Source organism: Rhizobium binae (assembly GCF_017357225.1).
GTDB classification, from domain to species: Bacteria; Pseudomonadota; Alphaproteobacteria; order Rhizobiales; family Rhizobiaceae; genus Rhizobium; species Rhizobium binae.
Map to the genome: position 1 here is coordinate 2,650,243 of NZ_CP071604.1, position 21,806 is coordinate 2,672,048.

Annotated in this window: 23 protein-coding genes, 1 pseudogene and 1 riboswitch; of the genes and pseudogenes, 10 read left to right on the forward strand and 14 right to left on the reverse strand. The window is 60.7% G+C overall.

Annotated features, from left to right (window positions below; translation table 11 throughout):
- Positions 1–525, reverse strand: coding sequence for a bifunctional adenosylcobinamide kinase/adenosylcobinamide-phosphate guanylyltransferase (gene cobU, locus J2J99_RS12985; RefSeq protein ID WP_168299713.1), 525 nt, complete (start codon positions 523–525; stop codon positions 1–3).
- Positions 526–723: 198 nt separating this feature from the next.
- A riboswitch (cobalamin riboswitch) is annotated at positions 724–1,120 on the reverse strand.
- Positions 1,121–1,375: 255 nt separating this feature from the next.
- On the opposite strand from cobU, the gene J2J99_RS12990 reads away from it, so the two are divergent.
- On the forward strand, positions 1,376–3,166 hold the full coding sequence (locus J2J99_RS12990) for a chloride channel protein (RefSeq protein ID WP_168299711.1): 1,791 nt from the start codon (positions 1,376–1,378) through the stop codon (positions 3,164–3,166).
- Between the two features lie 5 nt (positions 3,167–3,171).
- Here J2J99_RS12990 and J2J99_RS12995 read toward each other — a convergent pair whose 3' ends face one another.
- Positions 3,172–4,260, reverse strand: a complete 1,089-nt coding sequence (locus J2J99_RS12995) for an adenylate/guanylate cyclase domain-containing protein (protein ID WP_168299740.1) — start codon at positions 4,258–4,260, stop codon at positions 3,172–3,174.
- Between the two features lie 447 nt (positions 4,261–4,707).
- Complete coding sequence (locus J2J99_RS13005) at positions 4,708–6,207, reverse strand: cobyric acid synthase (RefSeq protein ID WP_168299703.1); 1,500 nt, start codon at positions 6,205–6,207, stop codon at positions 4,708–4,710.
- Positions 6,208–6,846: 639 nt separating this feature from the next.
- Between J2J99_RS13005 and J2J99_RS13010 the strand changes: the two genes are divergently transcribed.
- Entirely contained in the window at positions 6,847–7,851 is a 1,005-nt protein-coding gene (locus J2J99_RS13010) for a glycine betaine ABC transporter substrate-binding protein (RefSeq protein WP_205919062.1), read from the forward strand.
- A gap of 32 nt (positions 7,852–7,883) precedes the next feature.
- Positions 7,884–8,231 (forward strand): hypothetical protein, encoded by a 348-nt coding sequence (locus J2J99_RS13015; protein ID WP_168299685.1) that lies wholly within the window; start codon positions 7,884–7,886, stop codon positions 8,229–8,231.
- 117 nt (positions 8,232–8,348) lie between these two features.
- On the opposite strand, the gene J2J99_RS13020 is transcribed toward J2J99_RS13015, so the two are convergent.
- Positions 8,349–8,504, reverse strand: coding sequence for an entericidin domain-containing protein (locus J2J99_RS13020; RefSeq protein WP_010034675.1), 156 nt, complete (start codon positions 8,502–8,504; stop codon positions 8,349–8,351).
- A gap of 99 nt (positions 8,505–8,603) precedes the next feature.
- On the reverse strand, positions 8,604–9,545 hold the full coding sequence (locus tag J2J99_RS13025; RefSeq protein WP_205919060.1) for a LysR family transcriptional regulator: 942 nt from the start codon (positions 9,543–9,545) through the stop codon (positions 8,604–8,606).
- A 71-nt stretch (positions 9,546–9,616) separates the two neighbouring features.
- Between J2J99_RS13025 and J2J99_RS13030 the strand changes: the two genes are divergently transcribed.
- Positions 9,617–9,835, forward strand: coding sequence for a hypothetical protein (locus tag J2J99_RS13030; protein WP_168299675.1), 219 nt, complete (start codon positions 9,617–9,619; stop codon positions 9,833–9,835).
- A gap of 115 nt (positions 9,836–9,950) precedes the next feature.
- Positions 9,951–10,890: pseudogene (locus J2J99_RS13035) on the forward strand (LysR family transcriptional regulator); the annotation flags it as partial.
- A 19-nt stretch (positions 10,891–10,909) separates the two neighbouring features.
- Here the strand turns inward: J2J99_RS13035 and J2J99_RS13040 are convergent.
- The gene (locus tag J2J99_RS13040) at positions 10,910–11,518 is read right to left on the reverse strand and encodes a LysE/ArgO family amino acid transporter (RefSeq protein ID WP_168299670.1); all 609 of its coding nucleotides are present in this window, start codon (positions 11,516–11,518) and stop codon (positions 10,910–10,912) included.
- Between the two features lie 100 nt (positions 11,519–11,618).
- Here J2J99_RS13040 and J2J99_RS13045 point away from each other — a divergent pair, with 100 nt between their 5' ends.
- Complete coding sequence (locus J2J99_RS13045) at positions 11,619–12,548, forward strand: LysR family transcriptional regulator ArgP (protein WP_168299667.1); 930 nt, start codon at positions 11,619–11,621, stop codon at positions 12,546–12,548.
- 8 nt (positions 12,549–12,556) lie between these two features.
- On the opposite strand, the gene J2J99_RS13050 is transcribed toward J2J99_RS13045, so the two are convergent.
- Positions 12,557–12,904 (reverse strand): hypothetical protein, encoded by a 348-nt coding sequence (locus tag J2J99_RS13050; protein WP_168299661.1) that lies wholly within the window; start codon positions 12,902–12,904, stop codon positions 12,557–12,559.
- 95 nt (positions 12,905–12,999) lie between these two features.
- On the reverse strand, positions 13,000–13,482 hold the full coding sequence (greA, locus tag J2J99_RS13055; protein WP_168299656.1) for a transcription elongation factor GreA: 483 nt from the start codon (positions 13,480–13,482) through the stop codon (positions 13,000–13,002).
- A 245-nt stretch (positions 13,483–13,727) separates the two neighbouring features.
- Between greA and J2J99_RS13060 the strand changes: the two genes are divergently transcribed.
- The gene (locus J2J99_RS13060) at positions 13,728–14,444 is read left to right on the forward strand and encodes an MgtC/SapB family protein (protein WP_168299648.1); all 717 of its coding nucleotides are present in this window, start codon (positions 13,728–13,730) and stop codon (positions 14,442–14,444) included.
- A gap of 17 nt (positions 14,445–14,461) precedes the next feature.
- On the opposite strand, the gene J2J99_RS13065 is transcribed toward J2J99_RS13060, so the two are convergent.
- From J2J99_RS13065 to J2J99_RS13080, 4 genes are all read right to left on the reverse strand, one after another.
- Complete coding sequence (locus J2J99_RS13065; protein WP_168299646.1) at positions 14,462–14,647, reverse strand: DUF3008 family protein; 186 nt, start codon at positions 14,645–14,647, stop codon at positions 14,462–14,464.
- 28 nt (positions 14,648–14,675) lie between these two features.
- Complete coding sequence (locus J2J99_RS13070) at positions 14,676–14,885, reverse strand: hypervirulence associated TUDOR domain-containing protein (protein ID WP_168299643.1); 210 nt, start codon at positions 14,883–14,885, stop codon at positions 14,676–14,678.
- 51 nt (positions 14,886–14,936) lie between these two features.
- Positions 14,937–15,170 carry a DUF2171 domain-containing protein gene (locus J2J99_RS13075; RefSeq protein WP_039620287.1) on the reverse strand — a complete coding sequence of 78 codons (234 nt, stop codon included), beginning with the start codon at positions 15,168–15,170 and terminating at the stop codon, positions 14,937–14,939.
- A 508-nt stretch (positions 15,171–15,678) separates the two neighbouring features.
- Positions 15,679–16,359 (reverse strand): peroxiredoxin-like family protein, encoded by a 681-nt coding sequence (locus J2J99_RS13080; RefSeq protein WP_168299632.1) that lies wholly within the window; start codon positions 16,357–16,359, stop codon positions 15,679–15,681.
- A gap of 368 nt (positions 16,360–16,727) precedes the next feature.
- On the opposite strand from J2J99_RS13080, the gene J2J99_RS33990 reads away from it, so the two are divergent.
- The 3 genes from J2J99_RS33990 (at position 16,728) to J2J99_RS13095 (ending at position 19,234) form a co-directional block, all read left to right on the forward strand.
- Positions 16,728–17,018 (forward strand): nitrilase-related carbon-nitrogen hydrolase, encoded by a 291-nt coding sequence (locus tag J2J99_RS33990; RefSeq protein WP_246735405.1) that lies wholly within the window; start codon positions 16,728–16,730, stop codon positions 17,016–17,018.
- A gap of 699 nt (positions 17,019–17,717) precedes the next feature.
- Positions 17,718–17,918 (forward strand): hypothetical protein, encoded by a 201-nt coding sequence (locus J2J99_RS13090; RefSeq protein WP_168299629.1) that lies wholly within the window; start codon positions 17,718–17,720, stop codon positions 17,916–17,918.
- A 296-nt stretch (positions 17,919–18,214) separates the two neighbouring features.
- A complete protein-coding gene (locus J2J99_RS13095) occupies positions 18,215–19,234 on the forward strand; it encodes a GlxA family transcriptional regulator (protein WP_003579912.1) in 1,020 nt (339 codons plus the stop codon).
- 141 nt (positions 19,235–19,375) lie between these two features.
- Here J2J99_RS13095 and J2J99_RS13100 read toward each other — a convergent pair whose 3' ends face one another.
- Positions 19,376–20,707, reverse strand: coding sequence for a diguanylate cyclase (locus tag J2J99_RS13100; RefSeq protein ID WP_168299627.1), 1,332 nt, complete (start codon positions 20,705–20,707; stop codon positions 19,376–19,378).
- 186 nt (positions 20,708–20,893) lie between these two features.
- Positions 20,894–21,724 carry a response regulator gene (locus J2J99_RS13105; protein ID WP_168299600.1) on the reverse strand — a complete coding sequence of 277 codons (831 nt, stop codon included), beginning with the start codon at positions 21,722–21,724 and terminating at the stop codon, positions 20,894–20,896.
- Positions 21,725–21,806: the final 82 nt, after the last annotated feature.

Sequence of the window (21,806 nt, forward strand, 5' to 3'; positions counted from 1 at the left end):
TCAACCCTTCATTTTCAGCGGCAGCCCTGCCGCGATGAAATAAACTTCGCCGGCTTTCGCCGCGATCATCTGGTGCAGCCGGCCGGCATGGTCGCGGAACTCCCGCGCCATGCGGTTCTCGGGCACGATGCCGAGGCCGACTTCATTGGAAACGATGACAAGGCGCGCCTTTGCCTGCGGCAGCCACGCCGCAAGCGCGGCAGCCTGTAGCGCGGTATCGCGACCTTCCATCATCAGATTGGTCAGCCACAACGTCAGGCAATCGATGAGGATCGCCCTGCCCGCGCCATCGATGGCCGCAAGCCGCTCGGCAAGCGCCAATGGCTCCTCGTGCGTAGTCCAGGAGGAGCCGCGATCGGCCTTGTGCTGATCGATCCGCGCCTGCATCTCCTCGTCCCATGCCCGGCCAGTCGCGATATAATGGCGCTCGAGGCCGCTCGCTGTGACGAGGTTTTCGGCGAAGCGGGATTTACCGGAGCGCGCGCCGCCGAGAACGAGGGTGGAATTGGGAAGGCAATCGGTCATGCCGAGGCGCTCCTGCTGGGGAGGTCGGTGCCTCGATTTGCTCCGCAGATACCACAGCTGGCGGTCGAGCGGGGCGCCACGTTCTCGACGCAGGAGACTGAAAGCCTCTCATCTGCCACACAAGGCAGAGCCGAATTCATTCGTTCAGCCAAAACAACCTCCGTGCTGGCAGCGGGCTCTTTGCCCTGGATTGGGCTTTTCGCCCGGCACGGGATGGCAGGTCTCCTGGCTCGCGGGTATCGGCCACGATCGGGGCGGACCGGAAACCGGTCGCCCCTGATCGTGCCGGCGGACCCGCCTCACCTTCCCGGCTGCTTCGGTGAAGAGGTGGACGATTCGTAGAAATAGAGGCGTCCGACCCCGGTTGTTCACCATGCATTTCCAGTGGCTTTTCCGGCATCTCGTCCTTTCCGCCCGCCCGCACCATTGCTGGCTGCCGGCGAAAAGCGCTGAATGCCGGATGGAAGACCCTAACCGCTCTACAGTCGCGGGGTCGGCTGTGATGAAGGCGCCCGGCTTGGGTCCGCCCCGTCACATTCCCTTTTCATCCGGAAGAGCGCAACGCCGATCCGGAACCATCCGTTATGTCGGGATGGTCAGGCGACCATCCTTATAGCAAAGATGGTTAGGCAAGCCGGCGATTGAAGTCAACGACCTTCGCGGCCGCCTCGCACCGGATTAGCCACGGAGCTATAGGCCAATACGACTGAGTCTACCGGAAAAATCGTCTTTTATCAGAGTCTTACGTCGTGAATATTTGATCGGCGCGCCGGCTTTTCGCCGCAATTGCGTTGCAAGCGGACTGCGCCGTCGCCCTTGAACGGGTCTCTCCCCGCCTAGTTGTTTAGCCATGCTCATGAAATTGGATCGGCGCCGCTTGCGGGCGCTGCGTGTTTTCTTCGATCCGGGACGGTTGCGTGCACTGACCCGCCGCAGCGAGGTCGGCCTGTCGCTGGCAGGCGCCGTCGTCGGCATCGCCTCCGGGCTGGCCGTCACCGGCATGAGTCTCGTTTCCAAGGAACTGCATCAACTTGTCTTCGGCATCGCCGACGAGCAAAGGCTGAGTTCGTCGCTGATCGAAGACAAGCTGCTGCTGCTCACCGCCCCCGTCATGGGTGGCGTCCTGCTCGGCCTATTGCTTTACATTCTGGCCAAGCGGCGCAAAAAGCCGATGGTCGACCCGATCGAGGCCAATGCGCTGCATGGCGGCCGCCTGTCGCTTACCGACAGCATCATCGTCGCCGCGCAGAACCTCATCTCCAACGGTTTCGGCGCCTCCGTCGGCCTGGAGGCCGGTTACACCCAGCTCGCCGCTGGCCTCGCCTCGAAATTCGGTCTGAAGCTGCAGCTTCGCCGATCCGACCTGCGCACCCTCGTCGGCTGCGGCGCGGCAGGCGCCATCGCCGCCGCCTTCAATGCGCCGCTGACCGGCGCCTTCTACGCCTTCGAGCTGATCATCGGCACCTATACCATCGTGTCGCTGACGCCCGTCGTCGTCTCCGCCCTCGTGTCAACCCTTGTGGCGCGGCTGCTCGCCGAGGGCGATTTCACCATCGATATCGGCAGTTTCGGCTCCGTCGTGCCGGCCGACTATGTTCCGGCGCTGCTGCTCGGCGTCTTCTGCGCCGGCGTCGGCATCCTCCTCATGCAGGGCGTCGCCTTCATCGAGGAACTGGCCCGCAAGAGCTCGATCGCTCCGCCCTTCCGCCCCGCACTCGGCGGCATCATCGTCGGGCTGCTGGCGATGATCTCGCCGCAGGTGCTATCGGCCGGCCACGGCGCCCTGCATCTCAATCTCGCGCGCGAGGTGGCGATCCCGGCGCTGATCGGCCTCTTCCTCTTGAAATCCCTTGCCTCGGCGATCTCGATCGGCTCCGGCTTCAGGGGCGGCCTGTTTTTCGCCTCGCTGTTCATGGGTGCCCTGCTCGGCAAGCTCTTCGCCTATTGCGGCCCTTATTTCGCCGACACGACGCTGACGCCGGTCATCTATGCCGTGGTCGGCATGAGTTCGCTCGCCGTCGCCGTGATTGGCGGGCCGCTGACGATGACGTTCCTGGCGCTCGAAATTACCGGCGACTTTCCGATCACCGCCCTGGTGCTTGCCGCCGTCATTACCTCCTCGCTCGTCGTTCGCTCGACCTTCGGTTACTCCTTCGCCACCTGGCGTTTCCACCTGCGCGGCGAAAGCATCCGTAGCGCCCATGATGTCGGCTGGATCCGCAATCTAACAGTCGACAAGCTGATGCGCGCCGACGTCAAGACGGCAAAAGCCGGCATTGCGCTGGAAGAATTCAAGCGGGCCTTCCCGATCGGCTCGACCCAGCGCGTCATCCTCGTCGAGGAGAACGACAAATATGCGGGTCTCGTGCTGGTGCCGGAGATCTACGCCAACCCGACCGATGTCCAGGACGAAAGCCAGACGCTTGCCGATTTCGTCCGCTACCGCAACGATTTCCTGCAGCCGCAGATGAACGCCCGCCAGGCAGCGGCGATCTTCGACAAGACCGAAAGCGAAGCGCTTGCCGTTGTCAACAACCTGATCGAGCGCAAGGTGGTCGGCCAGCTCAGCGAGAGCCACACGCTGCGCCGCTACAGCGAAGAGCTCGACCGCCGACGCCGCGAGGTTTCCGGCGAGATCTGATCCTCTTACGACGCGGTGTCGGCGAGCCGGAAAACGTCGGCTCTCTTCGAAACGCCGCGCAAGTCGAAGGACCCCAGATATTCGCTGGCGGCCGTGCAGGTCTTGGCGAAACTCTCCGACATTAAAAGGTTCTCTCCGAGCGTGCCGCAGAGCTTCTCAAGCCGCGAAGCCTCGTTGACGGCCCTGCCGATCACCGTGAAGTCGAGCCTGCCCCGGGCGCCGACATTACCGTAGAATACCTCGCCGACATGAAGCACGACATCGACGCCGATATCCGGACCGCCATCCAGCGTCCGCTCGCTGTTGAGCACTTCGTTTGCTTTCAGCAGGTTCTTGGCGGAAGCCAGCGCAGCCAGACAAGCCCGTTTCGAATCCTCGGCGTCCGTTGGGAAGATCGCAAGCACACTGTCGCCCATGAACTTAAGAATCTCGCCGGAATTTTCCTCGACATGCCGGTCGATCAGATCGAAATGCTCGTTGAGAAAGCCGACGATCTCGGCGGGCTCATATGCCTCGGTCAACGCTGTGAAATCGCGAAGGTCGGCAAGCAGGATCGCGGCATTGATAGAACCGCCCATCCCCCTCCGCGTCTCTCCGGAGAGGATGCGCGCGCTCGTCTTGGCGCCGGTATAGACCGCAAGGATCTCGGTGGCGGTCTTCGACACCGCCACCCGGTAGGCGGCGAGCCCCAGCGCCGGCAAAAGCTGTTCGATGACTTCCAGTTGCCCGTCGGAAAATCCGCCCGGCGCATCACTGGTAAGAGAAAAGCCGAGCCCGCGCAGCGTCACCTCTTTGGGGAATTCGAAAATGCTGGTCACGTGGTCGGTGCCGCCGGCCTGCGCAAACTCGTTCAGCTCGCTGTACTGGAGCCCCTCGCCTTTGGCCAGGTTCCATCGCCCCCGTCTCTCGTCGCGGCTCAAAAGGTAAAAGATCGGCGTCTTCTCGAAGTTGCGCTCGGTCTCGCTGCCGTGCTCCGCATTTTCGAGAATGGTCGCGCCGCCGCGCACGAAGCTGGCGGAAACGCCGCGATACATCGGATGCAGGGACGGCATCCTGATGCTCGCCCGCCAGATCGGAAATCCATCCTGGATCAACCGCTCGCACAGACCGGAAACGAGTTCGCCGATATGCTCGCAGGTGATTCCCTGTTCGATAAGCCACTGAATATGATCGTTAATTTCTTGAATCTCCACATGAGCCGGCGCGATCTTATGACGGCAAATCGGGCAAATAGGCGGCGATGTCGAACCGGCTGCCGTCATATCGATTGATAGTCGCGCCAAGCCGATATTTCCAGCCGCAAACAACGGGAAGTTTTGATCCGACGGCGGTACGACGTAAGCGGGTATCCAATCACATCCTGACCGTCATACCGCTGTCGACGGTCAACACATGGCCGCTGACGAAGGAGGCTGCACGGCTTGCCATTCATTGCCCTTCGCTTGCGCTCAGCACTCGCGGCTTCGCCGCTCACCCCGCATCTGCTTGGAGGTATCTTCTCCCCGCTGGGGATGAGGGACAAGTGGCAGCGCTTTACCCATTCACATCCTATGCAGGTCAGAAAGACGACTCACGATCCCTCCATCCGACCCCAGCAGCCCCGCAAGCCAGCGCGGATCGAGATGTTTCTCCAGTTCTCCGGCGATCTCGTCGAGCGCCAGCTCGACGCTCTCGCGATAATTCCTCCGCTCGCCTGACAGGCCGAAGCTCTGTAGCAGTTGCGCGCGGTAGGCATCGCTACCGAACAACCCGTGTAAATAGGTGCCCATGATCCGCCCGTCCGCCGAAACCGCACCGTCGGTCATGCCGTCTACGATCGCCGAGGGGCGTTCACAATCGGGACCGCTCGTGACGCCGAGATGGATCTGGTAGCCGGCAAGCGGCGCATCATATTCTGTCGAGCGCGCCTGGCTGTTGCGCACGGTCTTCTCCGGCGCCATCTCCGTTTCGATATCGAGAAGGCCAAGCCCCGGCGTCTCGGTTGCTCCCCCCTCGATGCCGAGCGGATCGCGCACGCGCCGCCCGAGCATCTGGTAGCCGCCGCAAATGCCGATCACTCGGCCGCCGCGCCGAACATGCGCGGCAAGATCGCGGTCCCACCCCGCAGCCCTGAAGTCGGCGAGATCCGCAATCGTCGATTTCGAGCCGGGAAGGATGACCAGGCTCGCATCGGCAGGCAGCCGCTCGCCTGACCGCACGAAGACCAGCTCGACATCCGGCTCCGCTTTCAACGGGTCGAGATCGTCGAAATTGGCGATGCGCGGCAATACCGGCACGGCGACCTTCAGCGCGCCCGCCCCGCCCTTCACCAACCGCTCGAGCACGACCGAATCTTCGGCCGGCAGGCGCCCGGCAGCCGACAGCCATGGCACGACGCCGAAGCAGGGCCAGCCCGTGTGCCCTTCGATGGCGCGAATGCCGTTGTCGAACAGCGAAACGTCGCCGCGAAACTTGTTGATGATGTAACCCGAGATCATCGCCCGGTCGGCGTCTGCGAGAATTGCATGCGTGCCGACCAGCGAGGCGATGACACCGCCGCGATCGATATCGCCGACGAGCACCACCGGCACGCCTACCTGCGTTGCAAAGCCCATATTGGCGATGTCGCCGGCCCTCAGATTGATTTCGGCCGGCGACCCCGCACCCTCGACAATGACGAGATCGGCGCCCACAGCCACCTTTTCGAAGCTTTCCAGCACAGCACCAAGCAGCTCGGGCTTCAGCCGCTGATAGTCCCGCCCCTTCGCCTGGCCGAACAGCCTGCCCTGCACGATGATCTGGCTGCCATTTTCCGATTGCGGCTTGAGCAGCACCGGGTTCATGTGCACCGAGGACGGCGTACGGGCCGCGAGCGACTGCAGCCATTGCGCTCGGCCGATCTCGCCGCCGTCGTCGGCGACGGCCGCATTGTTCGACATGTTCTGCGGCTTGAACGGCCGCACCGTCAGCCCGTGATTGGCCGCCAGCCGGCAAAGCCCCGCGACCAGCACCGTCTTGCCGACATCCGAGCCGGTTCCCTGCAGCATGATCGCTCTTGCCATGGTGGCCGCCTTTCGTTCAGGCGAGGCCTACAATGGCGGCCGATCCCGGGTCAAGGCGCGATCTGCCCGGTTAAAACGCGAAAACCGCGCATGGCCGTGGCTCTGCGCGGTTTGCCGAAAACTCAGGCGTCTTCGCCCCTACACGGCGAAGCTCGCTTTCTCCGGTACGCACTACCTGAACCGGAAAAGCAGCGGTCGTTGCCGCTACGACCCCACTGATAGCGGCACATTCTTACCGGAGAGTTATTGAAGGCTTGCGCAAATGTTAATTTTGACTTTTTTTGATATTCTCGCCAAGATTTCTGCAAAGGAGCCGCCGGCGCTCGCGGACAGCGCGTATTCTCGCTGAAAGCCGCCATTTTCGGGATTGTGACGTAAATTCTTAGAATTCAATGATTTAGACATGCAACCATGAGCAGAAGAGGTTGATTTCTACGAGCGAACGCGTAGGAGTCACCAGAATGCGCCACTGTTGAATATGGCCTGCGACGAGCTGTTGGAGCCGCAAGGACGACGGCGCCCGTGAACCGGAAAGCCTGTTGCGGCATCGCCCGGCAGGCATTTTCCCTTCAGGCGCCGGAAAGACTTGCCGGCGGATTTTCAAATCCGAGAGCGCGTCCACCTGAGAAGAATTTGGGGATGACGATGAAGAGGCTTTTGGTTCCGGCCGTCTTTGCCGCGGCTCTTTTGGCCACCGCTGCGTCCGCCGAGGGTGCCGAATGCGGCAGGGTTTCGATCGCCGAGATGAAATGGGCCTCGGCAGGCATTGCGGCGAATTTCGACAAGATCATTCTGGAAAAGGGCTATGGCTGTTCCGTCACCATCGTCGACGGCGACACTCTTCCGACCTTCGCCTCGATGAACGAGAAAGGCATTCCCGACATCGCCTCGGAATACTGGATCAATTCCGTCAGGGCGCTGCTCGATCAGGCCGTCAACAGCGGTCGCCTGGTGCAGGGCGCCGAAATCCTTGCCGATGGCGCCGTCGAGGGTTGGTGGATCCCGAAGTTCATTGCCGACGCCAATCCCGATATCCGCTCGGTCGAAGACGCATTGAGACATCCCGAACTCTTCCCTGCCGAGGATGATGCATCGAAGGGCGCGGTTTACAACTGTCCCGCCGACTGGAGCTGCCAGATATCGACCACCAACCTCTTCAAGGCCCTTGCCGCCGACAAGAAGGGCTTCGAACTCGTCGAGACCGGCAGCCCCGAACGGCTCGACGCCTCGATCGCCCGAGCTTTCGACAACAAGATTGGCTGGCTCGGCTATTACTGGGCTCCGACCGCCATCCTCGGCAAATACGATATGACGCGACTGAGCTTCGGCGTCGGACACAGCAAGATCGAATGGGAGCGCTGCACGGCGGTTGCCGGCTGCGTCAGGCCCCAGCTGAACTCCTATCCGGTCTCGCGTGCCTTCACACTGATGACCAGGTCTTTCGCCCGCCGTGCCGGGCCCGTCACCGTCTATCTCAAGAGCCGCAAATGGGACAATGAGACGATCAACCAGGTGCTCGCCTGGCAGGATGAAAACCGCGAAAGCAACGAGGATGCCGCGATCTATTTCCTGCGCAATTACGAGAGCCTGTGGATGAAATGGGTGCCGGTCGATGTAGCCGAGAAAGTCAAAGCGAGCCTATAACGGCCGGTAGCACCAACGACTGGACGATTCGAATGACAGCCAACGTTCCCTTCCCCGGCCGCGATACAGTCGCGGAAAAGCTCGCCGCGCTGTCAGAGGCCGATAAGTCCTATCTGGCCCTGCTCATGGAAAACGCCGCGCAGGACGATAACCTGCTCGACGGCCTGCGACGCCATCTCGACCTTGCCACGGGATCCCGTTTCCTGAACTCGCTGAAGCTTGAAAATCTTGGATTGTGGCTCGGGACGCAGGCGCCAAATCGGCTGCAGATACGGCTGATGCAAACGGCCCGCTCGAGCCAGCATCCCGCCTACCAAGCCTTCCGGACCGGTCTCAGCCGATCCGGCGGCCTCGAAAAGGCATATCCCCCGGTCACCTGAAAGGTGATCTCCCGGCCGTCCATTAGGACGGTCTGGACCCCGGCCCGGTCCCGGCCACTCGCAAGAGTGGTTCGTTCTAAGCCTCAGGGTTATCACCCTGGCAAACCTACCGACTGATCACTTCTTCGCAGCGCGATCGACCGAGCGGCCGGCATCCTGTGTGGCGTTGACGGCGCTCGCCGTATCTTTTCCAATGCCGCGGATCGTGTTGCCGCAGGAGGAAAGCGCGAGAAGAACCATGAAAGCTGCGGCAATTTTGGCCGTTGTCGTCATTTCGAATATCCTTGTTTGAAATCAACCCCGAACGGCACCTATGCCGTTCGCGCCGATAACGCACAAGGGAACAAAAGGTTCAACGGCCGAAAGACTTCGTCAGGCGGCGACGGCCTTCGCTCTTTCGGCAAAAGCGCCGCGGATGCTGTCGGCCACCGTCTCGATCGGGCCCGACACCTGCGCGGCGGTCAGCAGCCGGATATCGAAGGAGCCGAGCTCCGGCAGTCCTTCCTGCAGGCCGAGGATCGCCATGTCCTCGCTGACATAGGAAAGCGGCAGCGGCGCGATGGCAAGATCAGAGAGCACGGCGGCGCGCTGCGCCATCGTGTGGCCGCTGAGATAGGCGACGCGATAAGGCCGTTTGTTGCGTTCGAGTTGGGCGAGCGCCTCCTGGCGCCAGATGCAGCCGTCCTCCCAGATCGAGATCGGCAGGGGATCGCGGCGATGGGCCGAACCGCAGCGGGCGCCGGCCCAGACCAGCCGCTCGCGGAACACCACTTCGCCGCCGGTCGGAAACGGCCGCGTGGCGCAGTTGATCAGCGCCAGATCGAGCCGCTGCTCCTCCATGCGCTTCTTGAGCCCGACGCTCATGTCGATCGTCACGTCGACCATGATGCCGGGATAGCTTTCGGCAAAGCTCTTTAGAATTCTCGGCAGCAGCCGCTCGCCGATATCTTCGGGCGCGCCAAGCCTGACGACGCCGGTCAGCTCCGGCATGATGAAGCGGGATACCGCCTCGTTCGACAGCGCCAGGATGTTGCGGGCGTAGGAGAGCAGCATCTCGCCATGACGCGTCAGCGTCACCGACCGGGCGTCTCGCAAAAACAGCGTCGCGCCGAGCTGTTCCTCGAGCTTCTTGATCTGCATGGAGACTGCCGACGGCGTGCGGAAAACCGCTTCGGCGGCGGTGGAAAAATTGCCCGTTTCGGCGATGGCGACGAACGTCCGCAGCACATCGTTGTCAAGCAAAGGAATGGGACGGCGAAAGGGTAGGCTCATCGTCGCATCTTTCAATTTTTCTGATCTATAACCCCATATCATTTTGTTTGATTGAATGTCAATCGCACCGCATATTCCGACCGTTGGAAACTTAGCAGCAAAGGAGTCCCGACATGGCGCAAACAAGCACCTGGAATATCGTACAGGCCCTTTCCGTATTCAAGTCACGCAGGCGCCGCGATGCCAATCATGAGCAGGCGCTGAGGGAGCTGAAGCGTTTTCCCTCGCACCTGCTGGCCGATTGTCAGCGTGAAATCGAGCTGCCCCGCCTGAGTACGGCCGTTCGACCGAAGCGGGTCCTCAGGGTGGTGGAATCACCGAGCCGCGCGTGATGCGCGGCTCGAGGCATTTCTTCGCACCGTCTGCTTAGCTCAAAAAACCGGCAGATTGGGAAACACCAATCCATCAAAAAGCTTCCGTGCCGTTCTGATCGTCCGGCACCCTTCACTCAGCCCGCGTCTGCGCATGGTCGCGACGACCTCGCAGCTGCAGGCCGTCATCGCTGTGCGCGAAGCCAAAAACTTCACGCTTGCGGCACGCAGGCTCGGTCTTGCGCAACCGACCGTTCACCGGGCGGTGACGCAAATCGAGGAGGAAGCGGCCCGCCCCTGTTTGAGCGGACTTCCTATGGTATCGTCGCCACCCGCGCCGCCGGCACGCTGGCTCAGGCAGCGCCTCGCCTTCGCCGAATTGGCGCAGGCCGAAGGCGACCTCGCAGAGACGCTTTCGGAGGAAGCAGGCAGCATCGTCGTCGGCGCCACGCCGCTCTCGCGCTCCTTCGTCTTTCCGCGAGCCATCGCCGAATTCCGCAAATTGCGCCCGAACACGCCGATCCATATCGTCGAAGGGACCTATACCGACCTGCTGGCGGGCCTGAGGCGCGGCGAGATCGATTTCCTGATCGGCGCGCTGCGCGATCCTGCACCGATCGGAGATCGTCGACCAGCGTTTCCTGTTCACCGATAGGCTTGTCATCGTTGCCGGCAGCAATTATCCGCTGACCGGGCAAATCGCGCTGTCGATCGAGGAGCTTGCAGCCTATCCCTGGATCGTCGGGCAGCGCGGCACGCCGACCCGATGGCATTTCGACGCCCTCTTCGCCGGCCTGGACAACCCGCCGAAGAGCATCGTCGAATCGAGTTCGCTGATATTCATGCGCGAGCTTTTGAACGGGACGGACCACCTCGGCTGCATTTCCTGTCTCCAGGCGCAGGCCGAACTCTCCCGCGGCCTCCTCAAGGCCTTGCCGCTCGACCTCAGCCACACCGCCCGGCCGATCGGCCTCACGCTGCGTCTCAACTGGATGCCGACCCGCGCGCAGGAACAAGTCCTGCGATTTGTGTCATCGGACGAAGACCCTGCCGCCGAGATGTCGCGATCCGGCTGATCGTTCCCTCAAATAGCGATCACATTCCGCCGATGAGCTTGAAGGCTATGATCCACATCGTCGCAGCGACCAGCGTTTCCAACATTCGCCAGGACGAGGGCTTCGAGAAGATCGGCCGCAGCCGTGTCGCGCCATATCCGAGGGAGAAGAAGAACAGGAAGGAACCGGTCACGGCGCCTGCGGCAAAGGAAGCCTGGTGCCCCGGATAACGCGTCGAGATCGTGCCGAGCAGCACGACCGTGTCGAGATACACATGCGGGTTGAGCCAGGTGAGCGCAAGGCAGGTCGCTAGCGTCTGCCTGAAGCCTGCCGTTCTGGCTTCGGCCTCCGCGAGAGCGGCGTTCGACCGCAAGGCGGAAAAGAGGCTTTTTGCTCCATACCAGGCGAGAAACGCGGCTCCTCCGTAGCGCATGACCGGGTCGAGCCAGGGCAGGAGCCTGGCGATCTGCTGCAGGCTGGTGACCCCGAGCACGATCAGCACGGCGTCGGACAGTGCGCATGCGAAGCAGACGACAAAGATATGCTCGTTGCGCAAGCCCTGGCGCAGGATGAAGGCATTCTGGGCGCCGATCGCGACAATCAGGCTGAGGCCCATCATCAGGCCGGTAAAATAGATTGAAAAATTCATCGTTTCTGCAAGCGCCTTTCGCTTTGATCAGACGTCGCTATCGCGGCGATGATAATTAGGCTAGTTAATCTACCTAACCTCAATTAACCAGCGCTAATCCATGCTCGACTACCCCGCCCTCCGTGCCGTCGCGACCGTCGTCCAGACAGGCAGCTTCGAACGCGCCGCCACCGCGCTGAACGTCACCCCCTCGGCCGTTTCGCAGCGCGTCAAGCAGCTCGAGGAGCGTCTCGGCGTTGTGCTCGTCGTTCGAGGCACTCCGTGCACGGCAACCGAAAAGGGAGAATGGTTGTGCCGCCATATGGAAAATGTCGGTATGCTCGAAGCCGAGCTCTTCGGCCATCTGCCCGCGCTCGTTGACCCCGACGAGCCACGCCAAAGGGTGACGCTCCAGATCGCCACCAATGCCGACAGTCTCGGCACCTGGTTCGTGGAAGCCATCTCGAACTTCGCCAGAAGCTCTTCCTATTTGTTGAATATCGCGGTCGACGATCAGGATCACACCGCCGAATGGCTGCAGCGCGGGCGCGTCATCGCGGCCGTCACCAGCCTGGAAAAGCCGATAAGGGGATGCCGGCGTTTCGCGCTTGGCGTTTTGCGCTATCATGCAACGGCAACACCCGATTTCGTCGCCGGTCACTTTCCGCAGGGTGTGACCGCCGAGGCGATCCGCAACGCCCCGGCTCTGACTTTCAGCCAGAAGGACAGGCTGCAGAGTACGTGGGTCCACAAAATCTTCGGACGCGATCTCGACTATCCCACCCATTGGCTCCCCTCGCCGCAAAGCTTCGTCGAGGCGAGCTTGTCAGGCATGGGATGGGGAATGAATCCGACTCAGCTGACCCGCGAGCATCTTGCATCGGGGCGACTGGTGGAGCTGGTGCCGGACACGCCGCTGGATGTGCCCCTATACTGGCAGATAAACCGCTTTGCCGCCGACCGGCTGGCGGAGTTGACACGCGAAGTTATCAACGTCGCAGGGCGCAATCTCGGAAAAGACGGGTCGAAAACCGATTCCCCAGGCATTTGATCGCACGATCAGACGTAAGCCGTACGGCTGCCGAATGCGCTGGTTTCACCGAAATTCTTCGTGCCGATGCGCTCGCTCTCGCCGGAGAATTCCCCAGGGGCTGCGGCAGCGGGGTTCGACGAGGCTGATGCCTGACCCTTGCTGCTCTCGGTCGCTTCTATCTTCGCGATCTTCGCTTTCAGGGTCTCGATCGTCGCCTTCTCCTGCTCGTCCTGCGTCTGCGACAGCGCCGCCTGCTTTTCGGCAAGCTGCGCCTTGAGAGAGGCAAGGTCATCCGACAACCTGGAAGACGAGGCTGAAGCGGCTGAGCTCAAAAGTGTGGTCCACGAACATGACTTTCGATGATGGAAGGTCATCTTCTAAGCCACGGGCGGTAAAGGCTCCATGAACCTATAGTACCAGTTTCATGATGGTCGGTTCAGCTTTCCCATGCCAGTTTCCAGCATCGTCTCTATGCGATAGCGACGATCTCCAACTCGTGGCCGTCCGCCTCCACCGCGTCCCCGGCAGCCTTGCCCATCAAAAGCCGCGCCACCGGCGAGACGTAGGAAATCGATCCGGCCTTGGGATCGGCCTCGTCCTCTCCGACTAGCCGATACGTTTGCACGCGCCCGTCGTCACGGCGGAAGGTCACGGTGCTGCCGAAGGCAACTACGTCGGCTGACGTGGGGTAAGGCATCAACTGGGCAGTGCGAAGTCTTGCCGCCAAGTAGCGGAGATCACGCAACGGATTGGCAGCATGCCGCCGCCGTTCATTCACGTCTTCAATGGTGTTCGCCGCATCATAGGCCTCGCGCGCCTGCTGGAATTGCAGTTCGAGAGCCTTCAATCCCGCTTCCGTAACGAGATTTGGGTACGGGGAAACGGGGCGGTCCGGCAATAGGGTTTCCGACGCGGTTTCGAAACTCTCTTCCTTGGTGAAGGCAACGGCCATCAAAACTCCATGTCAGGCCGCAGTGCGTGCCAATTCAATTACTGACAGGCAATTGCGCCCTATATTCGTCGAGACCATACATATACCGACTGCGCACGAACGCCAATCTCGCCCATTGGCAGCGGCCTTCCCGGTCACGACCTCGGGAACGTCCTGCCGCGCACAGCGTTTATCGCCGCGTAGCGTTGAGGAGGATCGAATGCCAGGCGAACGGCGAATGTTTGCGACAACGACTGGAGCGAAACATGCCTTCGTTCCTGACCGATAGCATGCCGCTGACGCCGAGCTGGTGGGAAATCGCCGCGCGGATCGCACTGACGGTGATCGCAGGCGGCCTTATCGGGCTCGATCGCGAGCGCGGTGGCCATGCAGCCGGCTTCAGGACGACAATCCTCGTAGCGCTCGCCGCCTGCTTGGCAATGGTCCAGGCAAATCTTCTTCTGTCGACTTACGGAAAAACCTTCAGCTACTTCACGCAGATGGACGTACTGCGCTTCCCTCTCGGTGTCCTGACGGGCGTTGGCTTCCTCGGCGGCGGGGCGATCCTCAGGCGCGGCGACATGATGACCGGCGTCACCACCGCGGCGACCCTGTGGTTCATGACGGTGGTCGGCCTCTGCTTCGGAGGCGGCCAGATTGTCACCGGAACGGTGGCGACGGCTGTCGCCTTCATCGTCCTGTCGCCGATGAAGCGGCTGGACACGTGGCTGACCTGCGAACGCAAGGCAACGCTCGTCATCCACAGCTCCGAAGCCGATGTACCCGACCTGTCGGAGGTGCTGAACCCCTTGGGATGCCGTGCCCTGTTTGTTTCATACGGGCCAACGAGCGACGGCCGGACAGGCCTGACATTCGAGCTAAGATGGATGGCAAAGGACCGCGAGGCGTCGTCCCGGGCACTTCTGGACGCGCTTTCCGTCTATGACGTTGCGGGTTTCTCGATGCAATCGACGACGACCTGAGATCCCGGACGGCCTTGCTATTTGGCGGCGTGTTCGGGCTTGCCCTTTCTCTTGGTCGAGGCGAATTCCTCCAACTGCCTTTCGCTCATGGACTCGACCATCTGCCTCGAAGCGCCCTTCAGTTCTTTTTTGGGCGTCTCGCCACGCTTGGCCGAGAGTGCTGCGCCTGCTGCCTTCTGCTGGGCCTTGGACTTGGCTGGCATATCGAAACCTCCTTATCTGGTGAGGCCCTCAAAGCTTGCTGAGTTCGTCGGGCCTGTGCGCCGCTCGTTTTCCCGATTTATCGCTTTCGACGATATATTGCGGCTCCGCCGCCGACGCCTTCACCTTGTGACCCTTGATTTTGGTCGGGCTAGTCTGCTTCCTGACCACCTTGCCGTCGGTCTTTCCCTGGCTGGTATCCCAGCTCACTTCATCGCCTTTTTTCAATTGCTTGGACATGGTCGCCCCTGCGGCGAGCAGGCTGCGGCCGAAGCCGCAGCCGATTGCCCGTCAGTTGATGGTGGCCCACTGGCTGCGGACATCCCTGGCGTTCTTCGATAGATGAACGTGAGCGTCGACATGGTCGACCCAGTCGAGCGGAATCAGATGATGCTTGCCATCTTCCGAGTCGCTCTTGGTCAGCTTGATGCGGGTGGGACCGTCGAGATGATCCACCGTCCCGACATGCGTGCCATCGGCCGTCAGCACTTCCATATGTTCGCGAATCTGATCTGCAGAAATCATCGCTTCCTCCTTTGCGCCATTGTCAGATACCTGACGGCAACGGCGTGGAGAGCACATGGTTCCAATGCGTCTTGCCGCATCCCAAAACTGAGCTTGATCGGCGCACCTGCGGGTGTCGCCAGTGTCAGCGCAGACACTTGAAATTGTTTATAAACTTCGATCCCGCCTCCCATAATCCCCAAGAGACGCCACGCTGCACCTAAATACGAAAAGCAGCAGGGCTTTGCATAGCGTTATCGAGATGCCAACTTGCTTATCCGCTTCGACAGACTACCGAGGTGCGGCTGATGAAGCCGTTATGGATCATCGGGGTCGAACTGTCGATGAGTTCGAGAATTGGCATCAAGAACATGCGGGCTAAGCAAGTGGATCGATGTCCAGCGCCCGGCAAACGCGATCAGCCCGCGCAGACGATACAGCCCCGCCCCTGCATGCCGTGACAACTACTCGCCGCACTATTGCGGCATTAATCCCCAGATTGACGCATCGATATATTCGTCGCTGCAGGTTAGCGTCCGAGGCTGCTGGCGGCGGCGATGATCTCCGCCGCGGTCGGGAAGATGCACAGGCTGTTCGGCCCGTCGAGCGCTTCGATTTGTGCCCAACTGATGGTGCCGTTCGCGTCGACCAGGAAGTGCCCGACGAGTTGGGTAGCGTGTTTTTCGAATATTGCGTTATCGGATTCATCAAGCTCGAAGCGGTCCTTGGCGTTGAGGATCGCGTTGGCTTCCATCGGGTGTAGCGGTTCCGGCAGCTCGCCCGTCGGATTGATGCGTGCCGCTTGGAATTGCGCCATCGTCGCGCCGTATGGCCATTCGGACGGTTCGCTGCTGCCATCGGGCAAGAACTCGCCATACGGCACGCCGTAGGCGCGATGTGTTCGGCAGTCTGGGTCGCACAGAAGCGTTACCGGCGTCGGCCGGTGACGGAAATACAGGCGGGCGCGTTCCACCGGCGTGTTGATAACGGCCACCGTCTCCACCCCGGCGGCGCGCAGGGTCGGCTGCACGCTGGCGAGCTGTTCTACCTGACGCCGGCAGAACGGGCAGTGCAGCCCGCGAAAGAAGCCGATCAAGAACGGGCGACCGCTCAAGTCGGCGAGCGAGACCGTTCCGTCGAGGTTGGCCGTCGCCAGCGCGAACGCGGGCGCCGAATCTCCAGGCTGCAGCGGGCGCTTCTGGTCTCCCATGGAATAATTCCTTTTTCGTATTGTCCAGGTGAACGACCGAAATTCAACTCTATCACTTGTCGCAAGAAGGCCAAGCGCTCGATGCTTGAGATGACTGGGTGCTGTTCGGCATTCGCGCTCTGACCGGTGTCAAGGCTCACCCGTTGCAGCCGCTACATAATCCCGTAAAAGTTTCATGGAACTTCAATTCGGTGAACAATGTGAGTCTGGAACTGGGGAAGAGGACTCCATGCTGAAGGTGGCTGCGGCACAGACGTTCGTTTCGGCTGATATTGCCGAGAACGGGAGGAGGATACGGAGGCTGATTTCGAGCGCGGCGGCTCAAGGCGTGCGACTTATCAATTTCTGCGAAGGCGCGCTTTCCGGATATGGAAAATTTCAGATCCTTGAGCAGGACGATTGGCAGACCTTTGATTTGGGCGGCTCAAGAGGCCGAGCTTCGCGCCATCGCCGAGCTTTGCGGGAAACTTCGCATTTTTGCGGTTGTCGGCGGAGCACATCGGCTCTCCAATGGTCATCCTCCCCACAACAGTCTCTATGTCCTCTCTGAGAGTGGCGCCCTAATCACCAGATACGACAAAAGGTTTCTGTCGAATTCGCAACTGGGCGGCTGGTATACACCTGGAACACAACCGATCATCTTCGAAGTGGACAGCTAACGATTTGGCTGTGCGATCTGCATCAAATCTCAGTTCGAGGAGGTTTTCCGCGAATACGAGCGATTGAGCGTCGATGGGGTTCTGTTCTCGTCATACGGGATTGCGCCCTACTTCCAAATCGCCTTGCGAGCCCACGCAGGCGTGAACTGCATCTGGATCATCGCAGCTACTCCCGTACAGAAAGCCCATAAGGGACCTGCCGGGGTGATTGGACCGGACGGAGTCTGGGGCGCGCGATGTGCAGCGCTGCCCGAACCAGAGTTCGCCATGGCGACGTTGGACCGAAACGATTCCGCCGACGACATCCCACTACAAAAGGCGCGGCCGTGGCGAGCCAGAGCACGGCAAGGAGACATCTATCGGGAGAAGATGGTGGACGACCCGAGGAGTCGTGACAGAAACGGGTACTGATGCGGCGATCGCTTGCCACAGAGCCCCGCCCATCGCCCCGTGGCCACCATGTCCTTCTGAGCGGCCCTGCCGCTATCCGCTGCAGTCGCGCCCATGAATACTCCGTCCATGGACCATGCATTTGGCCACGAAGCCACGCCGGGAGTGCGATACGATCATTCAATATCGTTGATGTTATCCATAAACTCTATTCGTTTGAATGATGGGTTCGCAAAGGCCATATTAGCAGCATGGACATGGACGAACCTCCCATCGCGACCATGTCTCGGCTCAAGAAAGGAACTGAAAATGACCACGCTCACCTATCGGGGTGGTGGCAAGCCCCTCACCTCCAGCGAAGGCCGCTTCGATCTGGGATATTATGCCCACAAGCTTGTTCTCGCCTGGACCCGCTGGCAGACCGCCCGCGAAATCGAAGCCATGCCGTTTGACGTTCGCAAGGATATCGGCTGGCCGAGCACCGACGACAGCAAACACCGGACCATATAATGAATGCGACATTCCTCCTGAGATGAGGGCGGCGTCTGCATCACGCAACGCCGCCTTTTTCGTATCCGCCATCCCGTTCCCGATCGTTCATCAGCCCCTCAATATCCACTGCCTGTGAGCCTCTCTTCCGGCCCGCCCGCGCCCACGACTGCGACTTGCCCGGTCAAATCACGGTCAATGTCGCATATTTGCTCTTCACGGCCGCATTTTTCCATGCCAGTGTCGCTTTCAGGACATCGGCGCGACGCATTCCGCGCAACGAATATGTCATCGCCCCTCGAGCATGGATTTTTGCAATGAACAGGATGCAGATCAAGAAGCGTTCGCTGGTCTTCTTTATGGTACCGCAATTCACCATGCTGCCTTTCTCGGCCGCCGTGGACACGTTGCGCATCGCCAACCGCATGCTCGGCTACCAGGCCTATACCTGGCGGCTTGCCTCCCTCGACGGGGAAAAAGTCTATTCTTCTTGCGGTATCGGCGTCGAGGCAAATTCCTCACTCGCAGAGGAGCGCCGCCATCTCGGTGGCGAAAATCGGCCGGGCATGGTGCTCGTCTGTTCCGGCATCGATGTCGAGCAGTTCAACAACAAATCGGTCAATGCCTGGCTGCGCGAATGCTACAATCGCGGCGTTGCCGTCGGCAGCCTCTGTACGGGCGCGCATGTGCTGGCCCAGGCCGGCCTGCTCAACGGCAAACGCTGCGCCATCCATTGGGAAAACCTGCCGGGCTTCTCCGAAGCCTTCCCGCAGGCGGAGGTCTATGCCGATCTCTACGAAATCGACGGCAACCTCTATACCTGCGCTGGCGGCACCGCCTCGCTCGACATGATGCTGAACCTCGTCGGCGAGGATTTCGGCGAAAGCCTGGTCAACCGCATCTGCGAACAGCACCTCACCGACCGCGTGCGCAACCCGCACGACCGTCAGCGCCTGCCGCTGCGGGCCCGCCTCGGCGTGCAGAATGCCAAGGTCCTGTCGATCATCGAACTGATGGAAGGCAATCTGGCCGAGCCGTTGTCGCTGATCGAGATCGCCGATGGCGCCGGCCTTTCACGGCGCCAGATCGAGCGGCTGTTCCGCCAGGAGATGGGTCGCTCGCCGGCCCGCTACTATCTGGAGATCCGCCTCGACCGCGCCCGCCACCTGCTGGTGCAGTCTTCGATGCCTGTCGTCGAGGTCGCCGTCGCCTGCGGCTTCGTTTCGGCCTCGCATTTCTCCAAGTGTTATCGCGAACTCTACCATCGCTCGCCGCAGCAGGAGCGCGCCGAGCGCAAGATGACCATGGCTACCGCGCGTCAGGCCGTTGCGGCTTGAGGTGACCGCAACACAAGAGTCTGAGCATCCCTTCGTCATGCTCGGCCTTGTACTGCCTTGTGCCGAGCATCCAACCAGGGGTTGATAGCACAGCAGCCTCGGCACAAGGCCGAGGCTGACGACCAGTGGCGACAGCCTACCCTACTGCGCCGCCTCCTCCGTCATCCTGGCGTCGGAATAGACCTGGTTGCGGCCCCGGTGTTTGGCCATGTAGAGGAACTGGTCGGCGGCGTTGAGATAGTTCTCGAAGGTTTCGTAGCCCTCGATTTCGGCGATGCCGATCGAGATGGTGACGCCGAGCTCCTCGTCGTCGGCGGTGACCTTCAACCGCGAAATATCGGAGCGGATCTCGTCGCAAAGCTTGGTCGCGGCAGCCGAATCCATCTGCGGGAAAAGGATGGCGAATTCTTCGCCGCCAAGCCGCGAGAGAAGATTGTCGCTCCCCTCGAAGATCGTAAACAGCCGGTTGGCGACCGCCTTCAGCACCTTGTCGCCGATCTCGTGACCGTAGGTATCGTTCAGACGCTTGAAATGGTCGATATCGAGGATGGCGACGGAACTCGGCACTTTCAGCCGCAGGCACTCGTTCACCAGCTTTGGGCCGTTGTCGTAAAAATAGCGGCGGTTATAGAGGCCGGTCAGATAATCGCACGCCGCCGCCGCCCTCAGCTGCCGCATCTGCGCGAGCGTCTCGGCATTGTTGGCAATGCGGCATTGCAGCTCCTCGGCGACGAAGGGCCGGTAGAGGAAATCGCTGGCGCCGGCTTTGAGAAAACTGGCGGAAAGCATGCGGTCGTTGGACGAAGACACGCCGATGACACGCAGCCTGTCGGAACCGAAGCGATGGCGGATGCGCCGCGTCAGCTCGTAGCCGCTCATATCGGGCATATGGTGATCGGTGACGACCAGTTCGATATCGCCATAGGCTTCGAGCGCGGCCAGCGCCTCAAGTCCCGAGCTTGCCTCGACGACGAGATATTGCTGTGCCTTCAGGAGGTCGACCAGAACCTGGCGCGCCGAGACGACATCGTCGACGACGAGCACCCGCGTCTTGCGGTTGGAGATCGCCCGGCGGACGGCAGCGACCAGATTGTCGAGCGCGAACTCATTGTCCTTCAGCACGTAATCGATGACATTGCGCTCCATGATCCTGTTGCGCGTGTTGAGATCGAACGTGGCGGTAAAGACGATCGCCGGAATATCGTGCTCGATCGTGCAGTCGAGCGCCTCGCCATAAGGCGAATCCGGCAGGTTGAGATCGACGACGGCCATGGTGTAGCCGTGACCGTCTTCGGCAAGTTCCCTGCGCAGCGCCTTCAGCGACGAGCAGCATTTGACGGCAAGCCCAAGCTCCGTCTGGAACCGATGACAGAGCACGGCGGAAAACATTCGGGAATCTTCAACCAGAAGTATTTTGAGCCCGCCGGAGCGCAGCCCGGTGCCATCCCGGTGAAAATCCGCTTGAAAAGCCACAGCCGCTATTCTCCCCTGCGCCCTGCGGGCTCGACTCGACCCTCCCCCCGGCGGGGCAGACGATAACCGAGAGGCCTTTGCGCGTGAAGGGGACAAATGATGCTAGTACTTGTAATTGCAAAAATTCGATGCCGGTCCCCGACCGGCATCTCCGCCTCACTGGCAATACGCATATTGGAAGGGCCGTCAGGCAACCGCCCGCTCCTTGCGCATCGACTGAATTTGCAAGAGCGTATCGAGATTCTGGTTGACGCGGCAGTAGAACTCCTCGTCGATGAAGGGGCGCAGCATGAAATCATTGCCGCCGGCTTTGAGGAACCGTGCCGAAAGCAACCGGTTCGAGGAGGAGGAAACGCCGATGATGCGCAACTCATGCGAGCCGATATTGGCGCGGATGCGCCGTGTCAGCTCGAAGCCGTCAATGTCGGGCATGTTGTAATCGGTGATCATCAGACCGATATCCCGGTTGGCTTTCAGGATCTCCAATGCCTTGCCGCCGCTGTCGGCGACGCTGACGCGGAAATTATAGCGTTTCAACCGGCTCGACAGCAGGGCGCGCGCCGTCGCGCTGTCGTCGACGATCAGCACATGGTGGCGATGATTGGTCAGGAACCGGCAGATCGATTCCGCCAGCAGATCGACAGCGAAGATATTGTCCTTGAGGATATAGTCGACAATGTCCTTGGCCATCAGCTTGTCACGCATGCTTTCGTGGAAGGTGCCGGTAAAGACGATGGTGGGAATGGAGAGATCGACCAGATATTCCAGCGCCTCACCGTTTTCGGCGCCGGGCAGGTTGATATTCGAGATCGCCAGCGTGATCGGATCGGAAGATTTGTCGTAACAAAATTGCAGGTCATCGAAGTTGCGGCAGATTTCGACATTGATGTCGAACAACTCCTTGAGGCGTTTGCTGATCATCGAGGTGAATACGTTTGAATCTTCCGCGACAATAATACGCGCGCCGGCAAACATCTCTCCGGAATATTGCATCCCCGAAATACCTAAAAACGCCATGGCAAACCTTTGATGTAAATTCTGACCCCGACTCGAACTGATACATCAATTGATTTGACTAATTATTAAACAGCGAGAAACG

Coding starts and splice junctions, on each gene's coding strand:
- cobU (WP_168299713.1), bottom strand. CDS start 525: ATGACCGATTGCCTTCCCAATTCCACCCTCGTTCTCGGCGGCGCGCGC.
- J2J99_RS12990 (WP_168299711.1), top strand. CDS start 1,376: ATGCTCATGAAATTGGATCGGCGCCGCTTGCGGGCGCTGCGTGTTTTC.
- J2J99_RS13005 (WP_168299703.1), bottom strand. CDS start 6,207: ATGGCAAGAGCGATCATGCTGCAGGGAACCGGCTCGGATGTCGGCAAG.
- J2J99_RS13010 (WP_205919062.1), top strand. CDS start 6,847: ATGACGATGAAGAGGCTTTTGGTTCCGGCCGTCTTTGCCGCGGCTCTT.
- J2J99_RS13015 (WP_168299685.1), top strand. CDS start 7,884: ATGACAGCCAACGTTCCCTTCCCCGGCCGCGATACAGTCGCGGAAAAG.
- J2J99_RS13020 (WP_010034675.1), bottom strand. CDS start 8,504: ATGACGACAACGGCCAAAATTGCCGCAGCTTTCATGGTTCTTCTCGCG.
- J2J99_RS13025 (WP_205919060.1), bottom strand. CDS start 9,545: ATGATATGGGGTTATAGATCAGAAAAATTGAAAGATGCGACGATGAGC.
- J2J99_RS13030 (WP_168299675.1), top strand. CDS start 9,617: ATGGCGCAAACAAGCACCTGGAATATCGTACAGGCCCTTTCCGTATTC.
- J2J99_RS13040 (WP_168299670.1), bottom strand. CDS start 11,518: ATGAATTTTTCAATCTATTTTACCGGCCTGATGATGGGCCTCAGCCTG.
- J2J99_RS13045 (WP_168299667.1), top strand. CDS start 11,619: ATGCTCGACTACCCCGCCCTCCGTGCCGTCGCGACCGTCGTCCAGACA.
- J2J99_RS13050 (WP_168299661.1), bottom strand. CDS start 12,904: ATGACCTTCCATCATCGAAAGTCATGTTCGTGGACCACACTTTTGAGC.
- greA (WP_168299656.1), bottom strand. CDS start 13,482: ATGGCCGTTGCCTTCACCAAGGAAGAGAGTTTCGAAACCGCGTCGGAA.
- J2J99_RS13060 (WP_168299648.1), top strand. CDS start 13,728: ATGCCTTCGTTCCTGACCGATAGCATGCCGCTGACGCCGAGCTGGTGG.
- J2J99_RS13065 (WP_168299646.1), bottom strand. CDS start 14,647: ATGCCAGCCAAGTCCAAGGCCCAGCAGAAGGCAGCAGGCGCAGCACTC.
- J2J99_RS13070 (WP_168299643.1), bottom strand. CDS start 14,885: ATGTCCAAGCAATTGAAAAAAGGCGATGAAGTGAGCTGGGATACCAGC.
- J2J99_RS13075 (WP_039620287.1), bottom strand. CDS start 15,170: ATGATTTCTGCAGATCAGATTCGCGAACATATGGAAGTGCTGACGGCC.
- J2J99_RS13080 (WP_168299632.1), bottom strand. CDS start 16,359: ATGGGAGACCAGAAGCGCCCGCTGCAGCCTGGAGATTCGGCGCCCGCG.
- J2J99_RS33990 (WP_246735405.1), top strand. CDS start 16,728: ATGGAAAATTTCAGATCCTTGAGCAGGACGATTGGCAGACCTTTGATT.
- J2J99_RS13090 (WP_168299629.1), top strand. CDS start 17,718: ATGACCACGCTCACCTATCGGGGTGGTGGCAAGCCCCTCACCTCCAGC.
- J2J99_RS13095 (WP_003579912.1), top strand. CDS start 18,215: ATGAACAGGATGCAGATCAAGAAGCGTTCGCTGGTCTTCTTTATGGTA.
- J2J99_RS13105 (WP_168299600.1), bottom strand. CDS start 21,724: ATGGCGTTTTTAGGTATTTCGGGGATGCAATATTCCGGAGAGATGTTT.